Here is a 24,182-nt window from a genome sequence, read left to right on the forward strand (position 1 = left end):
TAAGGTTCAGCCGAGTGACATCGATCCTTGAATTGAATCAGTTCGCTGGCCTGCTGTTCCACAGCGTCTAAAGTGAATTCCAAGATCGTTGCACGAAAGTAGACAACTTGCTTAATAAAATGGAAAGGAATGAAAGTCTCTGCCCAGGGAACAGCTACCTGTGAACTCTTGGCGCTGGCACAGTTCTACCAGGAAAATGAGTTAACAAAAATAAAACCGTTTATTAGCTCTGGGATTGGACGGCCAATTACTTCATTCCGTCCTTTCATGGATAATAGATACTTGGTTGCAGGACTTGGTGCGGGGTATTCTCCGGCGATGCAAGGCTTTATTATGTAGTATAAGGCATAAATTAACACCAAGCAAGTACTTTTTCTGAATCTTCAATTATTCTCTCGATAATGCATTGCCATTGTTTGTGCCAAGGATGATCTCTTGTATTCCTGTGCAGCAAGCAGACTTCGTCTCTGGTAAAGGGGTGATCCATCATCGTGCGGTGGGGACGCTCCAATTCTGCATAACGTATGGTGCCGTCTGGAAAATAAACGATTGCAAAACCATTGCGCTTTCGCCAGATCTAATCACCATACAGGCTTTTTGATCGTTCAATTTCCCAGATTCCTGTACCGGCTGCTATGGTCTGTACAGACTTGCGGGCTGATGATTCCTCGCTCCCGACTGCCTTCTTCGGCTTTCACTCCCGGTCCACCCGCCTATTTTGGTAATCGAATCACAAACTCGGTAAACTCGCCCTGCACGGATTCGAACCAGATCTGGCCATTATGCCCCTGCACGACAATGTCATGGCTGATTGACAAACCCAGCCCCGTGCCCAGCCCCGCCGGCTTGGTGGTGAAAAAAGGCGTGAATATCTTGTCGCGGACTTCTGGCGGTATGCCATTGCCATTGTCGCGGATGCGGATTTCGACCGTACTGCCGAGATTCACGGTGCGCACCCGCAATGTAGGTGTAAATTCACCGCCCGCTGTCCGCTTCTTTTTATGTGCTTCATAGCAGCCATTGTGCAGAATGTTGAGAAAAACCCGGCTGATATCCTGCGGCACTATTTTCAGCTCACCGACAGTCGGATCCAACTCTGTCTCGAATTTGATATTAAAGGTGCTATCCTGTGCGCGCATGCCGTGATAGGCGAGGTTGATGTCCTCCTCCAGCATGGCATTGATAAGGGTAGGCTGGCGCTCGCCCGCCTTGCCGCGTGAATGCTGGAGCATGCTGCGCACGATGTTGTCCGCGCGCTTGCCATGTTCCTTGACCCTTTCGGCGTTTTGTTGCAGCGTCGCGAGCAGCTCGTCAATCTCGGCGTCCGTTTCCTGATTCGGGGACTTTTTGGCCTTGGTCAGCAGCTGGCGCAGTTCATCGACCATCTCCACAGCGAGCTCGGAGAAATTGTTGACAAAGTTGAGCGGATTTTTAATCTCATGCGCGATCCCGGCGGTCAGGGCTCCCAGGGCCGCCAGCTTGGATTGGGTCACCAGCTTTTCCTGTGTGGTCTTCAAGTCATCCAGAGTTGCAATGAGCCGGCGGTAGGATTCAGCGTTCTCCAGAGCAATGGCGCTGTAGGTGGCCAGGTTGCGCAGGATATTGAGATCATATTCGCTGTAGGCGTTTTTGCTGAAGCTCTGCGCGGTAATGACGCCGATCACTTTTTCCTTGTGCATCAGCGGCAGATAGAGAATCGATTCGGGCATCTTGCCGCCCATGGGGGACTTGAGGATTTGAATATATTTTTTATAATCCCGGTCACTGTCGTTGATGATAACGTCATGCTGGTTCTTGAAGCACCATACGGCCAGCCGGTTCTCGTCGGCCAGGTCATAATTAAACGGCGGCAGGGTCTCGCCGTTTTCGATGGTGGCGGGAAATTCGAGACTGTTTTTCTCTTCGTGGTAGAGGCCGATGCCGAAGATCGGGGCATCGATGAGTTTGTTGACATTCTCATAGACGGTCTGGATGATGGATGCAATGGAAAGGTTATCGATGATGTCCTGGCCGATGCTGCTGAGCTGTTCGACGTTCCTGATTTGCTCCTGGATTTTGGCCGTACGCTTCATGACGGTTTTCTCCAGGGATTTTCTGAGCCGGTGCAGCCGCCGGGTGCGCAGGAGCACAATACCGGTGATCGTGCCGCCGGCGAACAGCAGATATCCGATCCAGATCCACCAGCTCCGGTACCAGGGGGCTGAAATCGAAAAGGCGAAGGAGGTTTCGGTGCTCTCTTCTCCGTAAATATTTCTGGCCCTGACACGGAAAACATACGGACCGTGGGGGAGATTCGTATAATTGCGCTTGCTATCCTTGCTCCATGCCGACCAGCGCGGGTCAAATCCCTCCAGCATGGTCTGATATTCATTCGCCATGGGCTTGATATAGGAGGTCGCGGTATACTCGAAAGTCATGGCGTTGAATTGGTAGGGGAGGGTATAGTGTTCTGAAGCATTCTGCAGCGGCCCGAAGCCGCCATTGTAGAGGATCGAGTCGTTGGCGATTTTTACGCGGCGGATGAGTGCCGGAAAGGGACGATGTGAGGTCGTGCCCCGGGCTGCGGTGAAACGGATCGCGCCGTGGGTCGTGCCAAACCACACTGTTGCGCCGCTTTCAGGATAGATGGCGTAGAGGAGCTCATCGGCAAATCGTGATGTGCTGTTTTTTTCAAGCTGATAGCTGCCGTCAGCCTTTTTGCGATAAAACGCTGTCTCTTTGCCGGCATTCGCCCATATATTGCTGTCGGCGTCTTCGGTGATCACGCATTCACCCGGGTTGATGCCGAGTCCCACTGCCTTGAAAAAGGGATCCGGATAGAATTTCTGTTCCTGTTCATCAAACTGGTAGATTCCTTTACCTGTACCGAAGACCAGACGGCCTGCCACCTGAAAAACCGAGGTAATGCCGATCGGCAGGCCCTGATCCGGGCCGAACCTTTCAATAACGGGATGGTCGATGCCGCTGCCGGCAAAGTGCAGGCGGATGAGCCCGGAATTATAGGTACTGAGCCAGAAGGTTCCGGGGACAGGTTCAACAATCTGGCGGATATATTCATGCACCACCTGAATAATGCTTTCCAGCCTCAAACGGCCCGGGGCATGGGCATCGTACTTCAGGGTGGCGAGGCCATTGATTGCACCGGCGATGATACGGCTGCTGTCGAGACGGGATTTATGCAGGCAGATGAACGCGGGAGTCGTGGCGCTATACGGCAAGGCGAGCGTCCCTTTTGTGCCCTGGATCAGGTAGATGCCGGTCACATTGCCGGCATAGAGGTGGCGGTCAACAGCCAGGGAATTGGATGCCCCCGAATTCCTCATGCCCTCGACATATTTGAACTGCGAATCATGCCTGTCCAGATAATAAATCCCATCCGTGGCTGAGGCATAGAGGGTGCCCTGGTATCTGCGCAAATCGAAAGGCACGCCCCCGGAGGCAAAGGGAAAATGGGTCAGCCCGGATTCGTATTCGAGAATGCCGACGCCGCCGGCCATGCCCAGCCAGATGTTTTTCTGGCGATCGACAAATACAGCCGCAACGGTATTGGACAGCAGCCCGGTTTCCCTGGTAAGGTGCAACTTGATCTTCCCCGTGCTGTCGATAATCAGGAATCCTGCGGAGAGAGTGCCCAGGGCAAGCGAGCCATTTGGCAGCACCCTGGCGTCGTAGAGCGTACCTTGCTGTAATAGTTCGTCCGCTTCCGTGTGCAGGGGTTGAAAGGAATGGCCGTCATAGAGATATAGTCCGCGGTTCAGGGTTCCCAGCCATGCCGTGCCGGGACGGCCAGGGAAGGGTAGCATGACATGGGAACGGTCGTTGACGAACTGCTGGCTGCCGGGAATCAGAATCAGGGAATCGCCAACCAGCTTTTTCATGCCGTGTCCGCGCTGCAGGACGTACAGAGTCTGATCCAGATAGAACGAATGGATAAAATAATTTTTGGGATTCTCTGGACGCCAGATTTTGACAAGCCGGCTGGTTTCATTGGTGCCAGCCGGGGCGACGTGCTCGAAGAGGAACAGCCGCTCCCTCGCCTGGAAATAGATCCCTTCGGGCGCTGCATGAATGGACCAGATATAATTGAATCCCCGGTCTTCGGGTGGGATTTGCTCGAGCAGGGAAATATAGCGGGTGGCGCCGCTGGTGTCTGCATCGAGATAGCCGAGTTCGGTGGCGGAACCGACATAAATGCGGCCGCTGGAGTCTTTGGCAAATGAGCGTACGAAGGAACCGTTGGGGATTTTGATCATGCGCCAGGTTGAGCCGTCAAACTCCTGGATGCCGTAGCCATTACCGACATAGATGATGCCGCGATTGTCCTGGGCGAAGGCATAATTCTGGGTATGGCCTCCGGTTTGGACGGCGGAGTAGAGGCTCATAAAGGGCGTGCCGGTTTCGGCAGGCAGGGCCGGTGTGCAGAGGAGGGCCAGAAGAAAGACCAGGATTTTCCGGACATTGTCCATGCGGTTCCCCTTTCAGGATACGCTCATTTCCGCCGGGGACGCCATCCACCATCTCACTCCTGCGCCCTTGTAAATGAATAATAACCAACCCGCGCTCAAAAGGCAAGGGATTTTTCATTAAATGATTCAATAATGCTGCCCATCTCCTCATCATGCTCTTTCCCGCTCTGATCTCTGTCCTATATGAAAGAGCTTTCCGGCCCAGATGGATTGCAAAGACGCTGCAGGCGATGGTTGAGGAATCCCCGATAACGGTGCTGATTGGCGCGATGGCTATATACAAGTTCTGTCTGGAGCGGGATCTCCATCAGATAAGCCAGGTCGATAACCTGATCGAATAGAATGGGCTGATGAGCCTGGCCGCCTTGCGAACCGGGCAGGTTATCCATCAGATCGATTTTGCCAGAGAGGCTGCGTATCTGGCGGGATATTTGCATCCCGGGCAGCTCGAAACGAGCCGGAAGTGGCGGGTACTGGTTGAGGCCTTTGTTTGCCGGCAGCTTCAGGCGGTATGCGAGACGGTCTCACCGAAACCACAGTTTTTCTTCTGGAGGACCCGAACAGCCGAAGAGGGGGATATTATTTGTCAGCATGGATGTATAGTGAAGGCATTTGAAATCAAGTCCGGTGCAGAGCTCCAGCATGGAGACACGGTTGGTCTGCAGTCCTTCATGAAACAGCACGAGGATTGCCGCTGCGGGATGATGTTATCTTCAGGTGATCACTGCTGGAAGCTCACCGGTTCAAACTGGAAAGTGCCCATCAAGGCGCTCTGGGCGCCATAGTGCGTTTACGCCAGGCGTCAGATTCATCCTGCCTGCCCTTTGTGATGCCGGCTCGTTATGCCGTTGCGCGGGCCGGCTCGATCTTCGCCAGCAGGGCTTGGTCTTGACCCGGTGCAGATCTTTTTCAATATCTCTTGGGCAAGGCTATATGTTAAGCTTCGCCAGGTCTCTCCGCTTGGACGCAGCCCCGTCCGATGCCCTGGCAAGCGATTGCTTGTCGTTCCCGAATTGTGCGACTGTGCTCCTTTACATCTCTCACTGTAAGCCTATTTTCCGCTGGTGCGTAGAGTTACCTGATCAGGGTAAATTTTTTGGTTTCCACGTTGCTGCCATCGACCTGTAATCGATAGAAATAAACGCCGCTCGGGAAGAGTGTCCCATCCCATTTTCTGGTATGGGATCCAGCGGGCAGCACCTCCGAACAGAGAATGGCCACCTCTTCGCCGGCACTGTTGAAAATGCACAGCGAAACCCGGGCCTGTGCCGGGATAGTAAAGTGTATCGAGGTTGTGGGATTGAATGGATTAGGGTAATTCTGGTCCAGCGTAAAGGTCTGCGGCTCGATTGGATGGCTGTTGTGCAGGCCGGTAATTGCCTGATTGCCAAAATAAAATGGTGAAACGAGGAAAAATTCGAGCAGCAGCTGGCTTTGATCCGCGTTGAGCATTTGAAACCTGGTCTCATCGACAAGAATGCTCAGATTGGAAATCTCATAAAATCCGTCTCCACTCCCGCTGCCATCGGCATAGAGAGGCGAACCATGGGCCGCATAATTGGGAGTGAGTCCTCCTTGACTGAACGGGCGGGCGAATATGCGCACGCCTCCCGGCTGATTGGCAAGATAGTTGAATTTTATCGCTACTTTTTGCCCGGATGTTAGGTAAGCCGGTGGTGCGGGTTCAAATTGTACTTCGGAAATTTTGTGCGGGAAATAGGGATAGTAAGCAGGAATAAAAAGTTCGAGCAGGAGTTGGCTCTGATCGCTGTTAAACATCTGGAAACGGATTTTATCGACAATGGCATTACCGGAAGTGATTGTAAAATATCCTGTTCCACTGCCGCTTCCCGCCGGGTATAGTGGAGAACCATGAGCGGCATAGTGGGGGGGCAGGCCGCTTCCGGAAAATGGACGTGCGAAAATCCGCACGCCGCCCGGCTCGGGCGTGCTGTAATCGAAGGTGAGGTTGACGTGCTCGTTGAACAGCATGCAATGGGGAGCGGCAGGCGAAACGACGATATTTTTGATAGCATGGGCGGCATAGTGGAATTCGACCGGGATAAAATACTCGATCAGGAGTTGGCTCTGGTCGTTGTTATACATTTGCAGGCGGAGATGATCGACAAGGGCATTTCCGGAGTTGATGGTAAAATATCCGGAGCCAGTGCCGCTTCCGACGGGATAGAGTGGCGAGCCGTGCGCGCCATATCCAGGGGTTGTTGCACCATTGGTCATCGGGCGCGCGAATATACGTACCCCCCCGGGTTGACTGGTGGTATAATCAAAGGTGATGTTGACGTCCTGCCCGAATAATAATGACGAGGGCGTATCGGGAGTAATGTGGACATTTTCGATGGCATGGGCGGAAAAGTGGTATTCCACCGGAATAAAGAATTCAAGCAGTACCTTGCTTTGATCCGCGTTCTTGAGTTGAAATCGCAACTGATCGACGGTGATATCCCCCGTCATGATCGTAAAAAAGGCAGTTCCCGTTCCCTTGCCAGCTGGATAAGACTGGGATGCGTGCGCGGCGTAATGGGGTGTAAGCGCCCCTCCCGAGAAGGGCCGTACAAAAATCAGAGTGCCAGCCGCCTCGCTCACTGAAAAGTCGAAGGTCAGCGTAACTTTCTGGTTGAAAAGGAGGCAAGCCGGTGAAGAAGGGGTCATGCGGATGTTGGAAATATAATCGCAGACTCCATGGCTAGCAAACGCCAGCGACAGCATGGCGATCCATGCTAGAATCCGCTTTTGCGCATTCATGGTGTGGTCCTCCTTGTTTGAGGGTCTGGCTGTTTGTCCCGGATCTTTTCCCGGAGCACCAAAAGATTTGTACTTGTAAAGCTGGAACTGATTTTTAGCTGGTTCGGGCTGGGCTGACCGGCATATCCAGGTGAATGATGCGTTTAGTATTCCATTCTGCACAGCTGCGATTTTGGATCAATTCGGCAGAGGGGGAAGTCTGGATTGCTATGCGTTCGTGTACAGGGGAGGACAGGAGGGCGGCTGGTTTTGGAGTGGAGGATGCCCCTGATGCAGTATAAGCAACGCAATGTAAAAAGTCAACGGATAAATTGCATTTCTCGCACTGCCTCGGACGGCTTGATCCTCGCCAGCAGGGCTTCCAGCTTGATCTCGCCGCGGATTTTATCTCTCAACACTCCCTCATGATCAAAGATGAAGAAGGAAGGCGCGATCGCTGCGCCGAAATGGCGTGAGAACTGCTTTTCGTCCAGGCGGGCCCAGATGAAATTCTCCATGCGGGAGAGCGCGGGCCAGCGCAGATTGTCAATTCCCGGAATGAAATCCCGGTCGGTCGTGGCCAGATAGATGCCGGTGCCGGCGAACTCACCGATGTGCTTTTCGAAAAGATCCAACTCATAGAGGCAATGGGGGCAGTGCCTGGTGAAGAGCATGATCAGCGTGGTTTTGCCTGGGAAAGGTTTCAGGCTATCGGGTCCGGCCGGGGAAGCGAAGGCGAGGGCGGGCATAGGCGTTCCCAGCGGCAGTGTCGGCGGCTTGAGGGCGTTGTAGAAGAGCCAGAAAAAAAATGCAGAAATCGCCAGAGTAATGACCAGCGCCGCATTGCGTCTGGATTTATTTAGGGCTTTTTCCGGCAAATGGTACTCCCATCCTGTTCGGCATCCAAAACTACGGGTCTCGTTCCCGCTGTTCGTCTCGTTCCCGCTGTTCGTCTCGTTCCCACCCGTAATTTTGAATCAGATAGAATCCAGGGAATTCGTTTCAAGACACTCCTCCCATGGTGGCATAATAGGAAGGATCGATTTCATCTTGGCATAGTTTCTCGCACTGGAGTAAGGTCACTCCTCCGGTTTGTAAACAAAGCCGGCCTTGATGGGATGGTAATGGATAACATCCAGTTTTACAGAAATACGGCTTCGTGGGTAATCTCCTCCAACCGGCTGTCCGCTTGCCAGATCTGGTGCGACTTGTCCCGTAGGCGCGCTTTGTTGCCTTCTGCGAACCGTTCCAGAATAGCCATCTTGTTATGCCAGTAGTAATAGCGGAGGTAGCAGGAGGCTGTGGAGGACTTGAACTGATGGATGAGTTTGGAAAGATTTTCGTGCCGGGCAATAAGGTGAAGATGACCCTTCATGATGACATACCCATGGGGGCACAGCCCATGCTCGATTTGGCACGCAGCAAGCACATCGATGGTGATTTTGACAATAACCGGATTGGTGAATATGGGAATCCAGCCTACCACGGTGCAGGTCAGAAAGTAGGGAATTGCGGTGGAGAGTGTTTTTCGGGTGCGGGGCATAGATACCATTCTGATTTGCTTTACATTAAGTAGCAACTTGAATCTTAAAACGATTATGGTTGATAAATGAGATGCCTGCTATGAAGTGAATTCTTTCTTTACAAAGTCACCGAGCAATATAAAGAAAGCTACCATCGCCACAAAAGAAAGAAATAATGGGATTGTACCTTTCTCCAGGCAGTGGATGAATACCTTTACAGAAAGACCCATAAGGAAAATCAGGGAAAGCAGCTTTCCCAGTTTTGAGCGGTCGCTATTCATAACGTGTCGTTACCTCGCTTTGTACATCTCCAATGAAAAGGGACGATATAACGGCATTATGCACTCTTGATTTTCAGAGCAATGGACAGTTTGATACGATCCAAAGAAGCGAACATGCCCTCACTATGAATTAGCCCTTCTTTTTAGCAGGGTCATGATTATCGAAGCGAGAAAAAGCATAACAAGTACCCCTGAGATAAAATCGCGTTGAAATTTATCGCCCATTAGGAACTGCAGGGCAAAGATTAACAAAGCCATGATTCCTAATGTTATGCGCTGCCACTTGTTCATATATGCCTCCATAAATGTAGTAATAATATTGCCTGCCTGCCGGATTTCGCAAGCAGGCATTTGTGTTATCAGCTGAATTCGAGATAAATGCCTCTTCCCAGGCAAAATAGGCCGCCCGTCACAAGCAACCCCCAGCCAACGCCGGTCGCTGAGATAACTCCGATAAGAGCAGCCGCATCTGCGATGGCAACGCCAGTGCAAAGGCCATTGACAAATGAGCGCAGATCGCCAGCGGAAATTTGCATCATCTCCTCGTCTGTTAATAAAATGGGCTGCATTGTTTTTTCTCCTTAGAGGTAGATATTCCTCATTATTCCAAACGCACATGAATGAACACCGACGGAAACCAGAAATCCGGCCAGTAAACCGCCAGAAACCAGTGCACCAAAGATGATTCCGGCTGCACAGGCAGCCCCTGCGATGTAGTCAATCTGGTCATCCGTCAAGCCACCGGCGATTTTTTCCATATCTTCAATTGAAAGCGTGTTCATATTACCTCCGTGATAGTTCTACTCACTCTGACAACCTCCCCTCCAGAGTTCCGGACCTCTGGAGTCATTTATAGGCTGGCACCATGCCAGCTTGCTTCGTTGTTCTATGCCTATCCATTTCGGGGCGGCGCGAGAAAAATGGGGCGCTACATCCGCTCCAGATAGGCAGTCACGCCCCATTGAAACAGAATCACCACGGTCCACATCAGCAGGACGACCAAGGCAGCGTCCAGCCGCTTCAACCGGTTGGTCCTCATCAATCCAATGAGCAAAAGCGCAAGAAATCCGAGCTCAAACAAATTCAAATGGCTGAAGAAGCCCTGCGTTGCAGCCGAAGCGGTGGCAAGATCCAGCAGCGAACCCAGCGACAGCGGGATCCAGTTCAGATCCGCCCGGGTTACCTGCGCTGCCGGGATCCCGGCGAGGAAAAGCAGCCGGATCCCCTCAAGCAGAATCAGCGGCAGCGAAGCCACCGCGACGATTCGGAATAGCCGCCGGAAGGGGATGTCGATGAAGCGCAGCACCAGCGGCAGCTGCAGCAGAAAGCCGACAAAGAGGATCCGGATGCCGATGACCAGCGGAATGGCCACGTAGCCCCACAGGTTCATCCGCTCGAGCAGATCGAACAGGGCATCGATGCGCTGCACCTCGAGTTGCTCTTTGAGCAAGGCATGATAGACCTCGCGCGTCAGGATCTGCTCCTGGTACACCCAGGTCAGTAGCGCCTCGCAGGCGATGAGCAGCAGGAAAAGGTGCCAGCCCTTGATCGCCTCCAGCCGCGGCCGGTGCAGGAGGCAGCCGTTCATGACCAGCCTTCCGCTGCTGCAGCAAGCATCCTGTTCTTCCTCCACAGCAGTTCCCGGAAAAGGCCGCCCCGCTCCAGCAGCTCTCCTGGCGCGCCCTCTTCCGCGATCTGGCCCTCGCGCATGAGGTAGACGTACCCCGTCCGCCGCAGCGACTCCAGGTTATGGGTGATCAGCAGGACCGCCTGATGCCGCGCCCACTCCGCAATGATGCCCGCCAGAGCGTTCTCCAGATCGGCGTCGATAGCGCTGAATCCCTCATCGATCACCAGCAGGCGCGGCTTTCCATAGAGCGCCCGCGTGAGGGCGAGTAGCTGGGCCTCTCCTCCTGAAAGCTTGCGCCCCTCTTCGCCGAGCAGCGTCAGGAGGCCGTGCGCGAAGCGGCCGGGCAGGAACGATAAGCCCAGTTCCGCCAGCCGCGTGCTGATCTCCTGTAGGCTGGCAGCTGGCCGTCCCAACAGGAGATTCTCCGCCAGGGTGGCATTGAAGATCTTGATCTGCTGCGGCACGACGCCGATGCGGCGGCGCAGCTCTGTGAGCCCGATGCGGGTGATCGGGGTCTCCTCCCACCGGATCGTCCCGGCGAGCGGCGTGTATTTGCGCTGCAGCAGCTGGACCAGAGTGCTTTTGCCGGCGCCGCTCGGACCCCAGAGTCCGGTGATGCGGCCGGCCGGGATGGTCAGCGAGAGGCCGCGCAGCAGTTCGGGCGATTTGGGCCAGGCGAAGGCGAGCGCCTCCACCCGAACCACGGGGAAAGGAGCGGCTGACGGACCGGGCGCAGCAGTGCATTCTGCGGCGGGCGGGATGCCAGCAGAATCCGTGGATGCAAGCCTGCGGCCGGTGGCAGGCCCATCCAGCGGCTGCACTCGATCCACTCCGCCAGCCGGGTCCTTTCCCGACAGAACGGATTCTTGGTTTGGGTTAATGGACGGCGGCCGAACAACAGCCGGGTCGCCGCCGGCCGCCTCCGCCGTCTCGGATTCCCTCTCGATCAGCAGCAGATCCAGTAAACGCTGGGCAGCGGCCTCCGCGCTCTGGAACTCGACGAAAGCGGCCACGAGGCTGGTGATCGCGGGCAGGATATAGCCGAGCAGGGAGTAGGCGGCCATGAACTGGCCGAGGCGCAGTTCCTCCGACATCACCTGCCAGGCGCCGAGGGCTAGCAGGCTCACCGACATGGCGGCCGCCAGCAGGCCCACCGCCAGGGTCAATCCCGCCTGCTGCAATCCGAGGCGCTCGATCTGTTCCTGAAAGGCCGTGAAAACCCCCTGATTGAGGCGGGTGAAGGCGGGCGCGGCGTTGTAGCTCATGATTTCCGGCATGCCCTGAATGGAGTCGATGTAGGTGGACTCCACCGCCGCATGGCTTTTCATCACTTCGCGCTGCTGTTGCTTGAGGCGGCGGGCCTGGCGCCAGAGCACGCCGATATAGAGGGGCAGCATCGCCAGGGTGAGGAGCCCGAGCCGGCGCGAAAAATAAAAGATGAACAGCAGGGCGCCGAGGGCGAGCAGGAGGTCAAGCAGGGCGCTCTGCAGCAGCATCAGACAGGTGCGGTGGATGCGCAGGCTGTCCCCGATGCGGGTGGTGATATCACCGGTTTTACGGCTATCAAAAAAGGCCTTGGGCAGATGAAAAAGGTGGGCGAAAAAGTCGTTGGTCACCGCCAGGCTGAGGCGCTTGTTGGCGGCGACGAGGAGGCGGTCGCGGAGGTAACCGACGGCGGCGCGCAGGGCCAGCACACCGAGCAGGGCGGTGCCGAGGAGGAGGAGCTTGTCCATCTGCCGGGCTGGAAGGAGACGGTCGATGAGGGTTTGCACAAAAAGGGCGGTCAGCAGGCCCGCAGCGGTATACAGCAGTCCGGTGAAGAGGATCTGTTGAAGCCAGGCTGCTTGACGACGGAGGTAGCCGCCGATCCAGCGCAGCCAGCCGGGGGCGGGCTCGCGCAGAAGGCCCTTGACGGGCGCAAGTTTGGCGGAATGCAGCAGCCCGCCGCGGTGGAATCCGTTGCCGGCGGGCTCGAGGAGGAGGACGGCATGCTGCAGCCAGAGCTTCTCAAAGGCGGCGCGGCTGAGCGTATAACGGCCCTTACCGGGGTCGCCGATCAGGAGGCGCCTGGGCGATATTTTGTAAAGGACCAGGAAGTGATTCAATCCATCGGGGAGTACGACATGGGCGATGCAAGGGAGCTGCTCGCGGGCGAGTTCTTCCACTGTGCCGCGTGCGCCGCGGGCAAGAAAGCCCATCCTCTGTGCGGCCCGAGCCAGGTCGAGCATGGTGGTACCCTGAAGGTCGGTGCGGCAGAGCTGGCGGGCGCGGACCAGGGTCGTGTCGCCCCCGTACCAGCGCAACACCGAGAGTAAGGCAGCCGGGCCGCAGTCGAGCTGGTCATACTGTCGGACCAGGGGATATCGGAAACGGAGGTGGATCATGCCTTCCCCATCGATCGTAGAGAAGCGCTGCAGCCGGCACTCATCCGCAGCCGTGGTGGCGGACTGGCGCGGGGTCAGGCGGCGTGCATCACTTTTCTGAAATCCTTCGGCGCCATCCCCTTGTCGCGGCGGAATGCGGCGCGGAAGGAGCGGTCGGAGCCGTAGCCGGCGTGGCGGCTGACATTCTGGATCTTTTCGCCCTCAAGCAGCAGGCGGGTGGCCAGCGCCAGCCGCATCTCCTGGATGAGCTTTTGCGGCGAGGTTTGAAAGTGCTGATGGACGGCCTTGCGCAAATACGACCGGGAGACGTTTAATATCAGAGCGAGGCGCTTGACACAAAACTGCGGATTACCGAGATTTTCAAGGATCACTCCCTCCACAACACGCCGTGTCATATCACCCTCCTTGCTGATGGTGAACGGCCCGTGTGAAGCACGCGAAGGCCATCGAGGTCGTTATCGCGCCCATGCGCTGCAGGCGCTCGATCAGGGCTGCTGCGGCATGCTGCCGCAAAATATATTGGCGCAGGAATTTCCAGTGAGAGTCGGTTTGGATTCCGATCCATCCAGGTGTGCAGGTACGCTATGGAGATGAGACGTCAGCCCTATGGGTCTGGAGGCTGGCGAGGCGGGGATTAGTGCCGGCGCCGTCCCCCTCCGCGCCGGCTGTTTAATGCGATGTACCCCCGGTGCTCATTGAATGATAATAAAAAAAGTATATCAGGTCAAGAAAAATCGGCGGTGTAGCGATTTTTTCCGATATTTTCGCCAATACGAAGAGAATCCTGACGCATTGGTGCGGAACGGTGACGAAAAGGATGCGCCAGTCCTGGCGGTGTAGCCATGGGGGCGCTCCGTCACTCCCTCTCGCTCCCGCCTGTTCTCAGCCTGCGCCAACCGTCCAGGGCGGGAGCGGGCTCACGTCCGATAGGCCTTGAGGATCCGTTCGATGATCGCCGAGGTCGAGAGCCCGGGGACGCCCGGCAGCAGTTCGATCCGCCCGCCCAGCCGCTCCATCAGCCGCCGTTCCGGCTGGTTGATGGTATCGAGGTTATAATCCCCTCCCTTGGCGTAAATGTCGGGCTTGAGCCGGCCGATCAGCTCGACCGGGGACTGGTCGCCGTAGAGGATCACATAGTCGACACAGGCGAGGGCAGCCAACAGGCGAGCGCGCTCACGTTCCGGCACGATCGGCCGCAGCGGCCCCTTATTGAGCTGCACCGAGGCGTCGGTATTCAGGCCGACCACCAGCACATCGCCGAGGGCGGCGGCGCGCTCGAGGTAGGTGATGTGGCCGGCGTGAAGGATGTCGAAAACCCCGTTGGTCCAGACGATGGTGCGGCCCTGGGCCCGCGCCTGCTGCAGCCGCTGCTTGAGCGGCTCCTCAGTGACGATCTTGTCCTCAGCGCTGATTCTCATCTTCTTCCTTTTCCCATCTTGCCAACAGCTCCTCACAGCTCTCCTGTTCACTGCGCCCCTCGAGATCGATCCAGTCGATACGCGCATCGCGGCGGAACCAGGTCATCTGCCGCTTGGCGTATTGGCGCGAGTGCTGCTGGATCAACAGCACAGCCGCCGCGAGGTCGGCACCCGGCTCGAGCAGCTCCGGGCATTCGAGGATCTCCTGGTAGCCCACCGTGAGCAGGGCGTTGTTGTGGAGACCGTAGCCCATCGCGGTCAGCCGGCGGATTTCCTCCAGCAGGCCGTCCCGGAACATCTGCTCGACGCGGCGGTCGATGCGCTCGTAGAGCGCCTCCCGCGGGCGGGTCAGCCCGAAAAAGAGGGGGCGGAAGCCGGCCGGTTCTGCGATGCCGCTCTGAAAGGTGGAGATGGGCTGGCCGGTTATCTCCCAGACCTCGAGGGCGCGGATAACCCGCTGGGTGTCGTTGGGATGGAGCCGTGCCGCACTCTCCGGATCGATCCCGGCCAGTTGGGCATGGACTGCTGCCGCCCCCTCGGAGGCAATCTTCAAGCGCCACTTTTGCTTGATGGCCGGGTCCGAAGCCTGGGGGGCGAAGAGGCCGTCGACCAGGGCGCGGATGTAGAATCCCGAGCCGCCCACCACGACCGGCTGGACGCCGCGTGCGAAAAGCTCCTCGATACAGCTCCGAGCATCGCGGCCGTAGGTGCCGGCGCTGTACTCCGTATCGGGATCGCAGATGTCGATGAAGTGATGGCGGACGCGCCGCAGCTCCGACGCTGCGGGCTTGGCCGTGCCGATGTCCATGTGGCGGTAGATCTGGCGCGAGTCGGCCGAAACGATCTCGCCGCCGAGGGCCTCCGCCAGCGCCAGGGCGAGGCTGCTCTTGCCGACGGCGGTCGGACCGACCAGAATCGGGACACGCCCTGATTCCGGGTGGAAGCGAGACGGGTGGGGCGGCGCGTCCGCGGCGGTTGCGCGCTCGGTCTCACCCGGCGCGCTCATGCCTTGCGGGCGGGAGCCGGAAGGAGGGCGCCCGGCTTGTCGGTCATTTCCGGTCAAAACGGCGGTCCAGTTCATCAACAGTAATCGTGATCATCACCGGCCGGCCATGGGGACAGAAATAGGGATTCTCGGTCGCGAAGAGCTGGTCAATTAGGGCGTTCATCGCCTCGACCGAGAGCTTTTCTCCGGCCATGATGGCCGAACGGCAGGCGAAACTCTTGGCTACCCGCTCGCGCATGTCGCTTTCGGTGGCCGCATATTCCTTGTATTGATCGATGATGTTGAGCAGCAGGCGGTTCTCCGCGCCGACCCGCATCCCCGTGGGCACCCCTTCGACGACAATGGTGCGGCCGCCGAAGAGTTTGATCTGGAAGCCGAGCTTTTCGAGCCAGGGGCTGATCTCCACCATTACCTGATAATCCTGGGGCGAGAGTTCCAGGGTCTGCGGAAAGAGGAGCTGTTGCGAGGCCCCGTCGGCCTGACTGATGTTCTTTTTTGCTCGTTCGTAAAGGATACGCTCATGGGCGACATGCTGGTCGATCACGACCAGGCCGCTCTTGATCTGCGAAAGGATGTATTTGTTTTGCACCTGCCAGACGTTGGCGATTTCGCGCGGCCGCGGCGCGGGGGTGCCGCTCGGCGCGAAGGTCCCGGGTCTGGCTGTCAGAGTGGTGCCGGGCTGGCCGGGAGCGCCGCCGGCCGAATCTCCTCCGCCCGGCTGAACAGGCCCAGCGCCGGGGATTCCTCGCGAGATGTCCGGATCCCCCTCATGGGGCGTGTTGTCCGAGCTTCGGGCCGCAGCCGTCTCATCCTGCCAGGATGAGACGAACGTGCGGCGCGGTGGAAAGAGGCCCGGCGGCGGGAAAACCGTCTCGCCGGCTTCCCAATCGAGGCGGATTTGCTCGTCACTGCTGACGATCTCGCCACGGTTGACGGATGGTGTCCCCGCCGCGCTCCCCGGCATGCCTCCGGCGCCCCAACGCGGCGGATAGAACTGCTGAATCTCGGGGATGATGTGGTCGGTGCGCAGGGCGCGCTTGACGGCGCTGCGCAGCAGATCGAACACGATCCGGGCGTCGGCGAATTTCACCTCATTCTTGGTCGGATGGACATTGACATCGACCCGTTCGGGATCGATTTCGATGAAGAGGATGAAGAGCGGATAATGCCCCTTGGGGATGCTTTCTCCGAACGCCTGGGTGACCGCATAGCTCAGGGTGCGGTCGTTGATGAAGCGGCGGTTGAGGAAGAGATATTGGTCGTTGCGCGTTTTGCGCATGACGTCATAGTTTCCGATAAAGCCGCTGACGGTCATCAGCGAATTCTTGTCCTCGACCTGGACCAGGTTATGGCGGACGCGCGCGCCAAGCACCTCGACGATGCGGTCGGAGAGCTCGGCCGGCGCGTAGCGGAAGACCTCCGCATCATCATGGACGAGCGTAAAGCCGATTTCGGGAAACGCGAGGGTAAAATGATTGAGCATGGCCAGTATCGACCGGTACTCGGTCGACTCGGCGCGGAGAAATTTGCGTCGCGCCGGGGTGTTGAAAAAAAGGGTCTTGACGGCGATCGATGTGCCGGGATTGCCGCCGGCCTCTTCCACTCTGGAGACAATGCCGCCCTCGACGTGGATGGCGGTGCCAACGATTGCTCCCCGTGGCACTGTCCGCAACTCGAGGCGCGAAACCGCCGCGATGCTCGCCAGGGCCTCGCCGCGGAACCCGAGGGTGAGGATCTTTTCAATATCGGCATAGGTGCGGATCTTGGAGGTGGCATGGCGCTGAAGCGAGAGGATGGCATCCTCCTCACTCATACCGCTGCCGTTATCGATGATCTGGATCAGCTGACTGCCCCCGCCCTTGAGGATCACCTCAATCCGGCTCGCTCCGGCGTCGATGCTGTTCTCGATCAGTTCCTTGACCACCGAGGCGGGACGGTCGATGACCTCGCCGGCTGCGATCTTGTTGATCAGGTTCTCGGGGAGGACGTTGATGGTGTGGTTTTTTTTCTGCATGCTCGCCCAAATCCTCAATGAACTACAGTGTAGCGATTTCCTGCCACTTATTCAAGGGGAATTTAGCGCAGCAGCAGCAAGCGGATGACGGCATGCCCCGCCGTTCCAGGGATGGCGGGCCAGGATTCGGCATCGCTGGCGAGTTCGTCATTTCCGGCGGCCGCGCCTGTGGTGCCCGCAACCGCCCCGGCCTCCATCCGGCAGAAATAAAAGCCCGACGGCAGGTCTGACGCCTCGATCCGGATCCGGTGTTCGCCGGCAGTCTGACGATCTGCCATGAGAAGGCGGACCAGGCGGCCGCGGGTGTCGAACAGGGCGAGATGCACCCGGGCCTCCCGGGCCAGGGTATAGGACAGGGTCGTAGTCGCATTGAAGGGATTAGGCCAGTTCTGCGCTAGGCTGAATCCCGCGGGCAGTCCGGTCGAAGGCGCTCCGGTCAGCGGCGGGATCCGGGGCGCCACGGTGGTCCGAACGCTGTCGGGGAGGATCCGCCAGGGATCGAGCCGCAGCCGGTCGGCGATGTAGCAGATATAGAGGCTGGCGGGACGGTTCTCGGCGATGAGCTGGACCATCTCACTCTCGGGCGGATGGAATTCTGTGCCCACCTCGATGGTCAGACTGAAGGTGGGCTGCGGATTCCCGAGACTGCTGCCGTAAAAATAGTCATCTGCGTCGCCGTTGGTGCTGTAAAGGACGCCCATCGCCAGGTCGCCATACTCGTAGCCGCTGACGCGGGTCAGGTTGCGGCCGAGCTCCATGAAAATGGCGTGATGGCTGGTATGGAGCGCCGTAAAGCTCCAGGGAAAGAGGGCGAGACGGCTGTAGCTGTGATAGTTGATGACCGCGGCGAAATGGTGGGCCGCAGTGAAATCGCGCAGGGCGGCCGTCTCGGGCTCGGAGAAGGGGCCGGTGCCGCGATAGGTTTCCGAGGTGGGCGTCGGGCTGGAACCGTAATTGTCCCAGCCCCAGTTATAACCGAAATTGCGGTTGAGATCGACGCCGACGCTGCCATCCGCGTTGATGCGGCAGTTTTTGCGCCACCAGATATCGCCCTCCTCGACGCGGACATGGCCATCGGGATTGATCATGGGCACGAGCCAGATCTGGCGTTCATCGACCAGGCGCGTCAGCAGGGTGTCCTGGCCGTATTGGGTGGTGATATAATGGATCAGGTCAAGGAGTATCTCTGGGGTGATGATTTCGCGGGCATGGATGGCCGCCGTGAGGAGCACCTCCGCCTCGTCCGCCTCTTCGAGCCCGGGGTGGTCGGAGATCTTGACCGCCCAGAGTTCGCGGCCCTCGACCGACCGGCCGATCGAGGTGAGGCGCAAGATGGCGGGATAGCTCTCGGCGAGCGCAGCCAGTTCCTCGCCGAGTTCCTGGTAAGTATGGTATGCGCCCATATCCCCGCTGAGGGCCGCGGTGGTCTTGGCGAGGCTGGCGGCTGAGGTCAGGGGGGTGATCGAAAAGCCCTGCCGCTGCAGAGCCCGCTCCTCGTCCGACGAGAGGACCGCATCGGCGTGATCGCTGATGCACCGCGAGGCGAGGTCGAGATTCATACTGAGAAGGGCCTGGGCCTGCTCCGGGCGGTCGATGCGGATGCGCACCAGGCGGCGCTCGCTGCCTGCAACGGCGGGGCTGCAAAGCAGCAGCAGAAGGATGATTTTTTTCATGGCATAAAGTAAGGCGCCGCAGGCTGCGATGCAATGAAAAAAACAGATGCGGATGCCTCCTGGCCTGAACAAATCCGCAGCCGGGTGGGCACCAGAGGAGCAACCGGGTGGGCACCAGAGCGCCGGGCTGCACTCTCGCGCCCACTTCGTCCTGCCGCGCTACCCTGCAATCAATCCCTGATCCGCGAAGCTGAAGTAGGAATCCCGGCCGATGATCAGATGATCGAGTACGGTCAGATCAAAGGGCCGACAGGCCAGAATGATTTTCTCCGTCACTTTTTTATCCTCTGAAGAGGGATGGGGATCGCCGCTGGGATGGTTGTGGACGAGGATAACCGCCGCCGCGGCATCCTGCAGAGCCGCGGCGATGATCTCGCGCGGCGAGACTACACTCTCGGTGAGCGAACCCTCAAACAGAATCCGGTCGGTGATGATGTCATGCCGGGTGGTGAGGAAGAGGACCTGGAAGACCTCACGGGAGAGGTCGCGGAGACGCAGATGGAGATAGCGGTAGACCTCTTCGGAATTCTGAACCCGCACCTCCTGCCGGTTCCAGCGCTGCTGGCTGAAGCGTTTGGCCAGTTCAAGAGCGGCCTTGATCTGGCAGGCTTTGGCGTCGCCCATCCCCTTGACCTCTCGCAGGGCAGCGACTGGAGCGGCGTCGAGTCCTCGGAGGCCGTTGAATCGGCTGATCAACTGGCGCGCCAGATCGACGGCAGTAGTCCGGCCGGCGCCGACCCGGAGGATGATCGCCAGCAGCTCCGCCTCGGAGAGGGCATCCGGGCCGCAATGCAGCAACCGCTCGCGCGGACGCTCCTCTTCCGGCCAGTCGGTGATACGGTTGGGATAATCGGACATGGGCTTTTCCCCAAGCAACGAGGCCTCTATTCGATGATACGGAATTTGCGAGGGCCGTGCAAGTGAAAAGCGCCGAGTGGCGATATTGGCCGGTTTGCCGGATGGATGCGCGAGCGGAATCGGGTTGGTGCACGAGTGGGACTAGGGCTGCCGGGTGGGAGCGAGAGTGGCGGGCGCGAGAGCGGCCGCACCGGCTCAGGCCTCCGCCGTCCGGCTGAACCGCATCCGCTCGAAATACTCGAGGCTCTGCGGGGCATAGTAGCGGTCGGTCCAGTGATCGTTCGGTGCGAGCACCAGCCGGCCGGCGGGACCGCGGCCGCCCGTGGCTTTGGTGTTGTAGCGGAAACGGTAATGGTCATAGAGCCGCATCATCTCGGTCACATAGATGTCGGCCACAGCCGTCTCGCGGCTGACAATCAGCAGGTTCTCATCGTTGCTCGCCGAGGCGCTGCGCGAGAAATTGTTCGATCCGGTGATGATCGTCGGCTCCTCCGAGCTGAAATCGGTGATGATGGTCTTGAGATGGATGAGGATGTTTCCCTCCTGACCGGCGATCGATTCCCGGAGAAATCCCTCCAGTCCCTTGTTCAGGAAAGCCGGCGTGACGAAACGGGCGTGACGGTGCGTGCCGGTGATCCGCGATTTGCTGTTCTGCAGCCCGTAGCGGATGACGTGGCTCTCCTCCTCGCCCAGCAAGGCCTCCTCGATGCCATCCAGCAGGTTGAAGGCGGTGCAAAAGACCAGATCGCGCTGCGCTCGCTGGATGATTTCGATCACCTCGGCGAGATCGGTCAGGTGGGAACGCGGGCTGAAGAGCACCTGCGGGCTGAGGCCACCGACGGCGGGATTGACGCGGTTGATATACGTGCGGGTATCGCCGGGGGGTGTGCCGGCGAAGAGCTTGTCGAAGAGTTCGAGATAGCGGCCGGCGATGGTGGCATCCTCCATGATGTGGAGGACGTTGGCCTGGCGGTAGACGGCATTAGCGGTGAAGTTGGTTGAGCCGGTGAGGACCGCTTGGGGGGCGCAGCTGCCGTCGCCCTGGATGCGGCTGAGGACGCAGAACTTGTGATGGAAGATGGCGGAGGTGAGTCGGCTGGCCTTGACATAGCCGGGCAGGGGCTCGAGTGTCTGCTCGTTGAGCGTGGTCTGGGGATCCGCTGTGCGGGCGTGGTAGACGATGCGGACCCGGGCGCCGCGTGCCAGCGCCTGCGCCAGGGCGGCGGTGACCTCCGGCAGCTCGACCTCGTAGACGGCGACATCGAGCGCCCACGAGGCATCGAGGGCCTGATCAAAAAAGGCGAGGAGACGCTCGTGCAGGCCGCGGGAGAGCCACTTGCGCGCGGCCTCCTGGCCGGGATCATCCGGATTGACATTGCCGAAGCGGCGGGCGTAGGCCTGGCTGGCGGCTGCAGCGCGGTTGAAGATGATCTGGTGCGTCCCCTGTTGCAGCGATTCGGTCGTCAGGCTCACTTCGGGCCCTTCGATGTAGCGGAGCTTGCCCGGCCGGCCGTAGACGCCGTAAACCTGATAGCGGTAAGGCGTGGCCGGATAGACCGCATAATCGGACCAGCGGTATTTCTGGATGGGACCGAGGTTGCTGTCGACCGGCGTGTTGAGGTCGGCGGTTTCACCGGGGAAGCGCAGCAGCCCCTGGAGCCAGCGCACGCGGCCGCTTGCCGGCCCCTCGCGTTCGATGGCGAAGCCGAGGAGGCCCTTGCGGCGGGCGCTCGAGGTGTTCATGGCCAGCAGGACGCCGGTGGTGCCGGCATAGGCCTGCAGCGTCAAACCGTTCTTCTTGGCGCGGGCGCGCATTGCAGCCTCCCTTCCTCATCTCCCATGGTGCCGTGTTCCAGCCGGCTGTCCGGACTGGCCTCGGGCCCGGTGCGCTCAGCTCTTCGGCGCTTCGGGCATCGCCTTGCTGGTTTCGCTAAAGATCCGCGCCACGGTTGCGACGGTGCCGGCGACGTCGGTGAGGTTGGCCGGCAGGATCATGGTGTTGCTCTTGACCGCCAGTTTGCCGAATTCGTTGAGGTATTGTTCGGCGATGCGCAGGTTGACAGCGTCACTGCCGCCGGGCGCGGTGATGGCTGCCGCGATCTCGCGGATCCCGCGGGCGGTGGCCAGGGCGACGCGCTCGATCTCGGCGGCGCGGCCCTCGGCTTCATTGATCCGCTTCATTTTCTCGCCCTCGGAGCGGGCGATCGCTTCCTGCTTGTCACCCTCGGCGCGGTTGATCTTGGCCTGCTTATCGCCCTCCGACTCGGCGATCAGGGCGCGCTTCTCGCGCTCGGCACGCATCTGCTTCTCCATCGCATCTTTGATGCTCGGCGGCGGGACGATGTTCTTGATCTCATAGCGCGTCACCTTGAGGCCCCAGGGCAGCGAGGCCTTGTCAACGGCCGAGACGATCTCCGCGTTGATCTTTTCTCGCTCCTCGAAGGTCTTGTCGAGGTCGATCTTGCCGATCTCCGAGCGCATCGTCGTCTGCGCCAGCTGGATCGAGGCGAAGATGTAATCATTGACGCCGTAGGAGGCCTTGACCGGATCGATGATCAGATAATAGAGGATGCCGTCAACGTCGACCTGGATGTTGTCCTTGGTGATGCAGGACTGCTCAGGCACGTCGATGGCGTTCTCCTTGAGGGAGTGGATGTAGCGGATGCGGTCGATGAAGGGGATGAGGATATGGAATCCGGCCTCGAGGGTGCCACTGTATTTCCCAAGCCGCTCGACGATATAGACGGTTTTTTGCGGAACGACCTTGGCGGACCGGGTCAGGATGATGATCGCGAGGATGATGATGCCGATGAGGATCAGGGTTTCGGGTTGCAGCATGGACTGCTCCTTTCAGCGAGGATACGATGGACCTGCATGGCGTCCGGAGATCCGGACGCCCTTACTTTTTTTGAGCCTGGACCACCAGGGTCAGATTGTCGCGCTTGAGGATGATGACTTTTTCGCCCGGGGCGAGGTGCTGGTCGGACTCGGCGTTCCAGAGGGTGCCGTGGAATTCCACCTTGCCCCCCGGCTGACCCGGTTCGATCGTCTGCGCCACTTCGGCGCCTTGGCCGATGAAATCGTCCAGCGATTCATACGGGCCGAGTTTGCCCGATTTTTTGCCCTCAAAAATCGCCTTGCCCTTTTTACGGAAGAGAACGAGCGAGGCCACCGAGGCGAGGAGAAAGACGATCAGCTGGGCATTGAAGGAGCGGATCAATCCGATCTCCAGCAGGAGGCAAGTCACCCAGGCCCCGACGCCGAAAAAGATGACGATGAAGCCGGGCAGGGCCAGCTCGGTGAGGATGAGAAAAAAGCCGATTAGAAACCACGCCACAACGGCGCTGTCGATCCCGTACATGGTGCTCTCCTTATCGATCCATACCTGGTCAATTCCGACTTCTGGTTCCCACCTGACGCCCCGGCCGCTATCCTCTGGCTCCCACCTGACACCGCATCCGCAGGCTCCAATTCCACCATCTTCACGCCGAGGCTGCAATCCTATTTCATGGGGCTTTCAAGATATTTTCTTGCATCTGTTCAAAAAAGTATGTAAAATAAAAGCTGATAAAAATGCAAAAGGGAGTCTCTATGGCTGCAATTTCCGAGTTCCGCAATGGCATGGCTATCCGGTTCAACAACGATATCTGGATTATCACCGAGTTTCAGCATGTCACCCCGGGTAACTGGCGGGCGATGGTCCGCACCAAGCTCAAGAACGCCAAGACCGGGCGGGTGATCGACAACACCTTCCGTATGACTGACAACATTGAGGCGGTGCGCCTCGACGAGAAGGAGATGCAGTATCTCTACGAATCCGACGGCAATCTCTATTTCATGGATACCGAGACCTACGATCAGACCTTCATTCCCACCGAGATGCTCGGCGACCAGACCCGTTTTCTCAAGGAGGGCGGGATGTGCTTCATCCGCTTCCTCGAGGGTGTGGCGCTGACGGCGGAGCTTCCAAATTTCATCGATTTCAATGTCATCGAAGCCGAACCCGGTGTGCGCGGTGATTCGGCCTCGAATGTCACCAAGTATTGTACGATCGAAACGGGCGCCAAGATCCTCGTCCCGCTCTTCATCAAGGAGGGCGATGTGATCAAGATCGATACCCGCACCGGCAAGTACCTCGAGAGGGTTGCGCGCGGCTGATCCCTGCCTTGTACCCCGATCGTATACCC

The 24,182-nt window shown here is 58.5% G+C and carries 21 protein-coding genes; 3 read left to right on the forward strand and 18 right to left on the reverse strand.

What is annotated here, in order from left to right; genetic code table 11:
- Nucleotides 1–129: 129 nt before the first annotated feature.
- Nucleotides 130–339, forward strand: coding sequence for a hypothetical protein (locus tag PLH32_15335; protein ID HQJ65983.1), 210 nt, complete (start codon nucleotides 130–132; stop codon nucleotides 337–339).
- A gap of 374 nt (nucleotides 340–713) precedes the next feature.
- On the opposite strand, the gene PLH32_15340 is transcribed toward PLH32_15335, so the two are convergent.
- The gene (locus PLH32_15340) at nucleotides 714–4,466 is read right to left on the reverse strand and encodes an ATP-binding protein (GenBank protein HQJ65984.1); all 3,753 of its coding nucleotides are present in this window, start codon (nucleotides 4,464–4,466) and stop codon (nucleotides 714–716) included.
- A gap of 350 nt (nucleotides 4,467–4,816) precedes the next feature.
- Between PLH32_15340 and PLH32_15345 the strand changes: the two genes are divergently transcribed.
- Complete coding sequence (locus PLH32_15345; protein ID HQJ65985.1) at nucleotides 4,817–5,251, forward strand: hypothetical protein; 435 nt, start codon at nucleotides 4,817–4,819, stop codon at nucleotides 5,249–5,251.
- A gap of 289 nt (nucleotides 5,252–5,540) precedes the next feature.
- Here the strand turns inward: PLH32_15345 and PLH32_15350 are convergent, their stop codons facing one another.
- The 17 genes from PLH32_15350 to PLH32_15430 form a co-directional block, all read right to left on the reverse strand.
- Nucleotides 5,541–7,391, reverse strand: a complete 1,851-nt coding sequence (locus PLH32_15350) for a T9SS type A sorting domain-containing protein (protein HQJ65986.1) — start codon at nucleotides 7,389–7,391, stop codon at nucleotides 5,541–5,543.
- Between the two features lie 137 nt (nucleotides 7,392–7,528).
- On the reverse strand, nucleotides 7,529–8,086 hold the full coding sequence (locus tag PLH32_15355; GenBank protein HQJ65987.1) for a hypothetical protein: 558 nt from the start codon (nucleotides 8,084–8,086) through the stop codon (nucleotides 7,529–7,531).
- 263 nt (nucleotides 8,087–8,349) lie between these two features.
- Nucleotides 8,350–8,751, reverse strand: a complete 402-nt coding sequence (locus tag PLH32_15360) for a hypothetical protein (GenBank protein HQJ65988.1) — start codon at nucleotides 8,749–8,751, stop codon at nucleotides 8,350–8,352.
- A gap of 384 nt (nucleotides 8,752–9,135) precedes the next feature.
- A complete protein-coding gene (locus PLH32_15365) occupies nucleotides 9,136–9,303 on the reverse strand; it encodes a hypothetical protein (protein HQJ65989.1) in 168 nt (55 codons plus the stop codon).
- A gap of 68 nt (nucleotides 9,304–9,371) precedes the next feature.
- Nucleotides 9,372–9,581 carry a hypothetical protein gene (locus tag PLH32_15370; protein HQJ65990.1) on the reverse strand — a complete coding sequence of 70 codons (210 nt, stop codon included), beginning with the start codon at nucleotides 9,579–9,581 and terminating at the stop codon, nucleotides 9,372–9,374.
- A gap of 12 nt (nucleotides 9,582–9,593) precedes the next feature.
- The gene (locus PLH32_15375; protein ID HQJ65991.1) at nucleotides 9,594–9,794 is read right to left on the reverse strand and encodes a hypothetical protein; all 201 of its coding nucleotides are present in this window, start codon (nucleotides 9,792–9,794) and stop codon (nucleotides 9,594–9,596) included.
- Nucleotides 9,795–9,940: 146 nt separating this feature from the next.
- Nucleotides 9,941–10,600, reverse strand: coding sequence for a hypothetical protein (locus PLH32_15380; protein ID HQJ65992.1), 660 nt, complete (start codon nucleotides 10,598–10,600; stop codon nucleotides 9,941–9,943).
- Complete coding sequence (locus tag PLH32_15385) at nucleotides 10,597–13,026, reverse strand: peptidase domain-containing ABC transporter (protein ID HQJ65993.1); 2,430 nt, start codon at nucleotides 13,024–13,026, stop codon at nucleotides 10,597–10,599. The genes PLH32_15380 and PLH32_15385 overlap by 4 nt, the downstream gene beginning before the upstream one ends.
- Nucleotides 13,027–13,100: 74 nt before the next feature.
- Nucleotides 13,101–13,421: an AraC family transcriptional regulator gene (locus tag PLH32_15390; protein HQJ65994.1), complete on the reverse strand. Its 321-nt coding sequence runs from the start codon at nucleotides 13,419–13,421 to the stop codon at nucleotides 13,101–13,103.
- A gap of 522 nt (nucleotides 13,422–13,943) precedes the next feature.
- A complete protein-coding gene (locus PLH32_15395; protein ID HQJ65995.1) occupies nucleotides 13,944–14,444 on the reverse strand; it encodes an adenylyltransferase/cytidyltransferase family protein in 501 nt (166 codons plus the stop codon).
- Complete coding sequence (miaA, locus tag PLH32_15400; GenBank protein HQJ65996.1) at nucleotides 14,428–15,450, reverse strand: tRNA (adenosine(37)-N6)-dimethylallyltransferase MiaA; 1,023 nt, start codon at nucleotides 15,448–15,450, stop codon at nucleotides 14,428–14,430. The genes PLH32_15395 and miaA overlap by 17 nt, the downstream gene beginning before the upstream one ends.
- A 43-nt stretch (nucleotides 15,451–15,493) precedes the next feature.
- Nucleotides 15,494–17,464 carry a DNA mismatch repair endonuclease MutL gene (gene mutL / locus PLH32_15405; protein ID HQJ65997.1) on the reverse strand — a complete coding sequence of 657 codons (1,971 nt, stop codon included), beginning with the start codon at nucleotides 17,462–17,464 and terminating at the stop codon, nucleotides 15,494–15,496.
- 62 nt (nucleotides 17,465–17,526) lie between these two features.
- A complete protein-coding gene (locus tag PLH32_15410) occupies nucleotides 17,527–19,137 on the reverse strand; it encodes a M14 family zinc carboxypeptidase (GenBank protein ID HQJ65998.1) in 1,611 nt (536 codons plus the stop codon).
- Nucleotides 19,138–19,296: 159 nt separating this feature from the next.
- Nucleotides 19,297–19,995, reverse strand: coding sequence for a DNA repair protein RadC (gene radC / locus PLH32_15415; GenBank protein HQJ65999.1), 699 nt, complete (start codon nucleotides 19,993–19,995; stop codon nucleotides 19,297–19,299).
- Nucleotides 19,996–20,190: 195 nt separating this feature from the next.
- The gene (locus tag PLH32_15420; GenBank protein ID HQJ66000.1) at nucleotides 20,191–21,810 is read right to left on the reverse strand and encodes a phospholipase D-like domain-containing protein; all 1,620 of its coding nucleotides are present in this window, start codon (nucleotides 21,808–21,810) and stop codon (nucleotides 20,191–20,193) included.
- A 75-nt stretch (nucleotides 21,811–21,885) separates the two neighbouring features.
- Nucleotides 21,886–22,833: a stomatin-like protein gene (locus tag PLH32_15425; protein HQJ66001.1), complete on the reverse strand. Its 948-nt coding sequence runs from the start codon at nucleotides 22,831–22,833 to the stop codon at nucleotides 21,886–21,888.
- A 61-nt stretch (nucleotides 22,834–22,894) separates the two neighbouring features.
- A complete protein-coding gene (locus PLH32_15430) occupies nucleotides 22,895–23,356 on the reverse strand; it encodes an NfeD family protein (protein ID HQJ66002.1) in 462 nt (153 codons plus the stop codon).
- A gap of 230 nt (nucleotides 23,357–23,586) precedes the next feature.
- Between PLH32_15430 and efp the strand changes: the two genes are divergently transcribed.
- The gene (efp, locus tag PLH32_15435; GenBank protein ID HQJ66003.1) at nucleotides 23,587–24,153 is read left to right on the forward strand and encodes an elongation factor P; all 567 of its coding nucleotides are present in this window, start codon (nucleotides 23,587–23,589) and stop codon (nucleotides 24,151–24,153) included.
- Nucleotides 24,154–24,182: the final 29 nt, after the last annotated feature.

The sequence above is a fragment of the bacterium genome, assembly GCA_035419245.1.
Taxonomy (GTDB): domain Bacteria; phylum Zhuqueibacterota; class Zhuqueibacteria; order Residuimicrobiales; family Residuimicrobiaceae; genus JAKPUX01.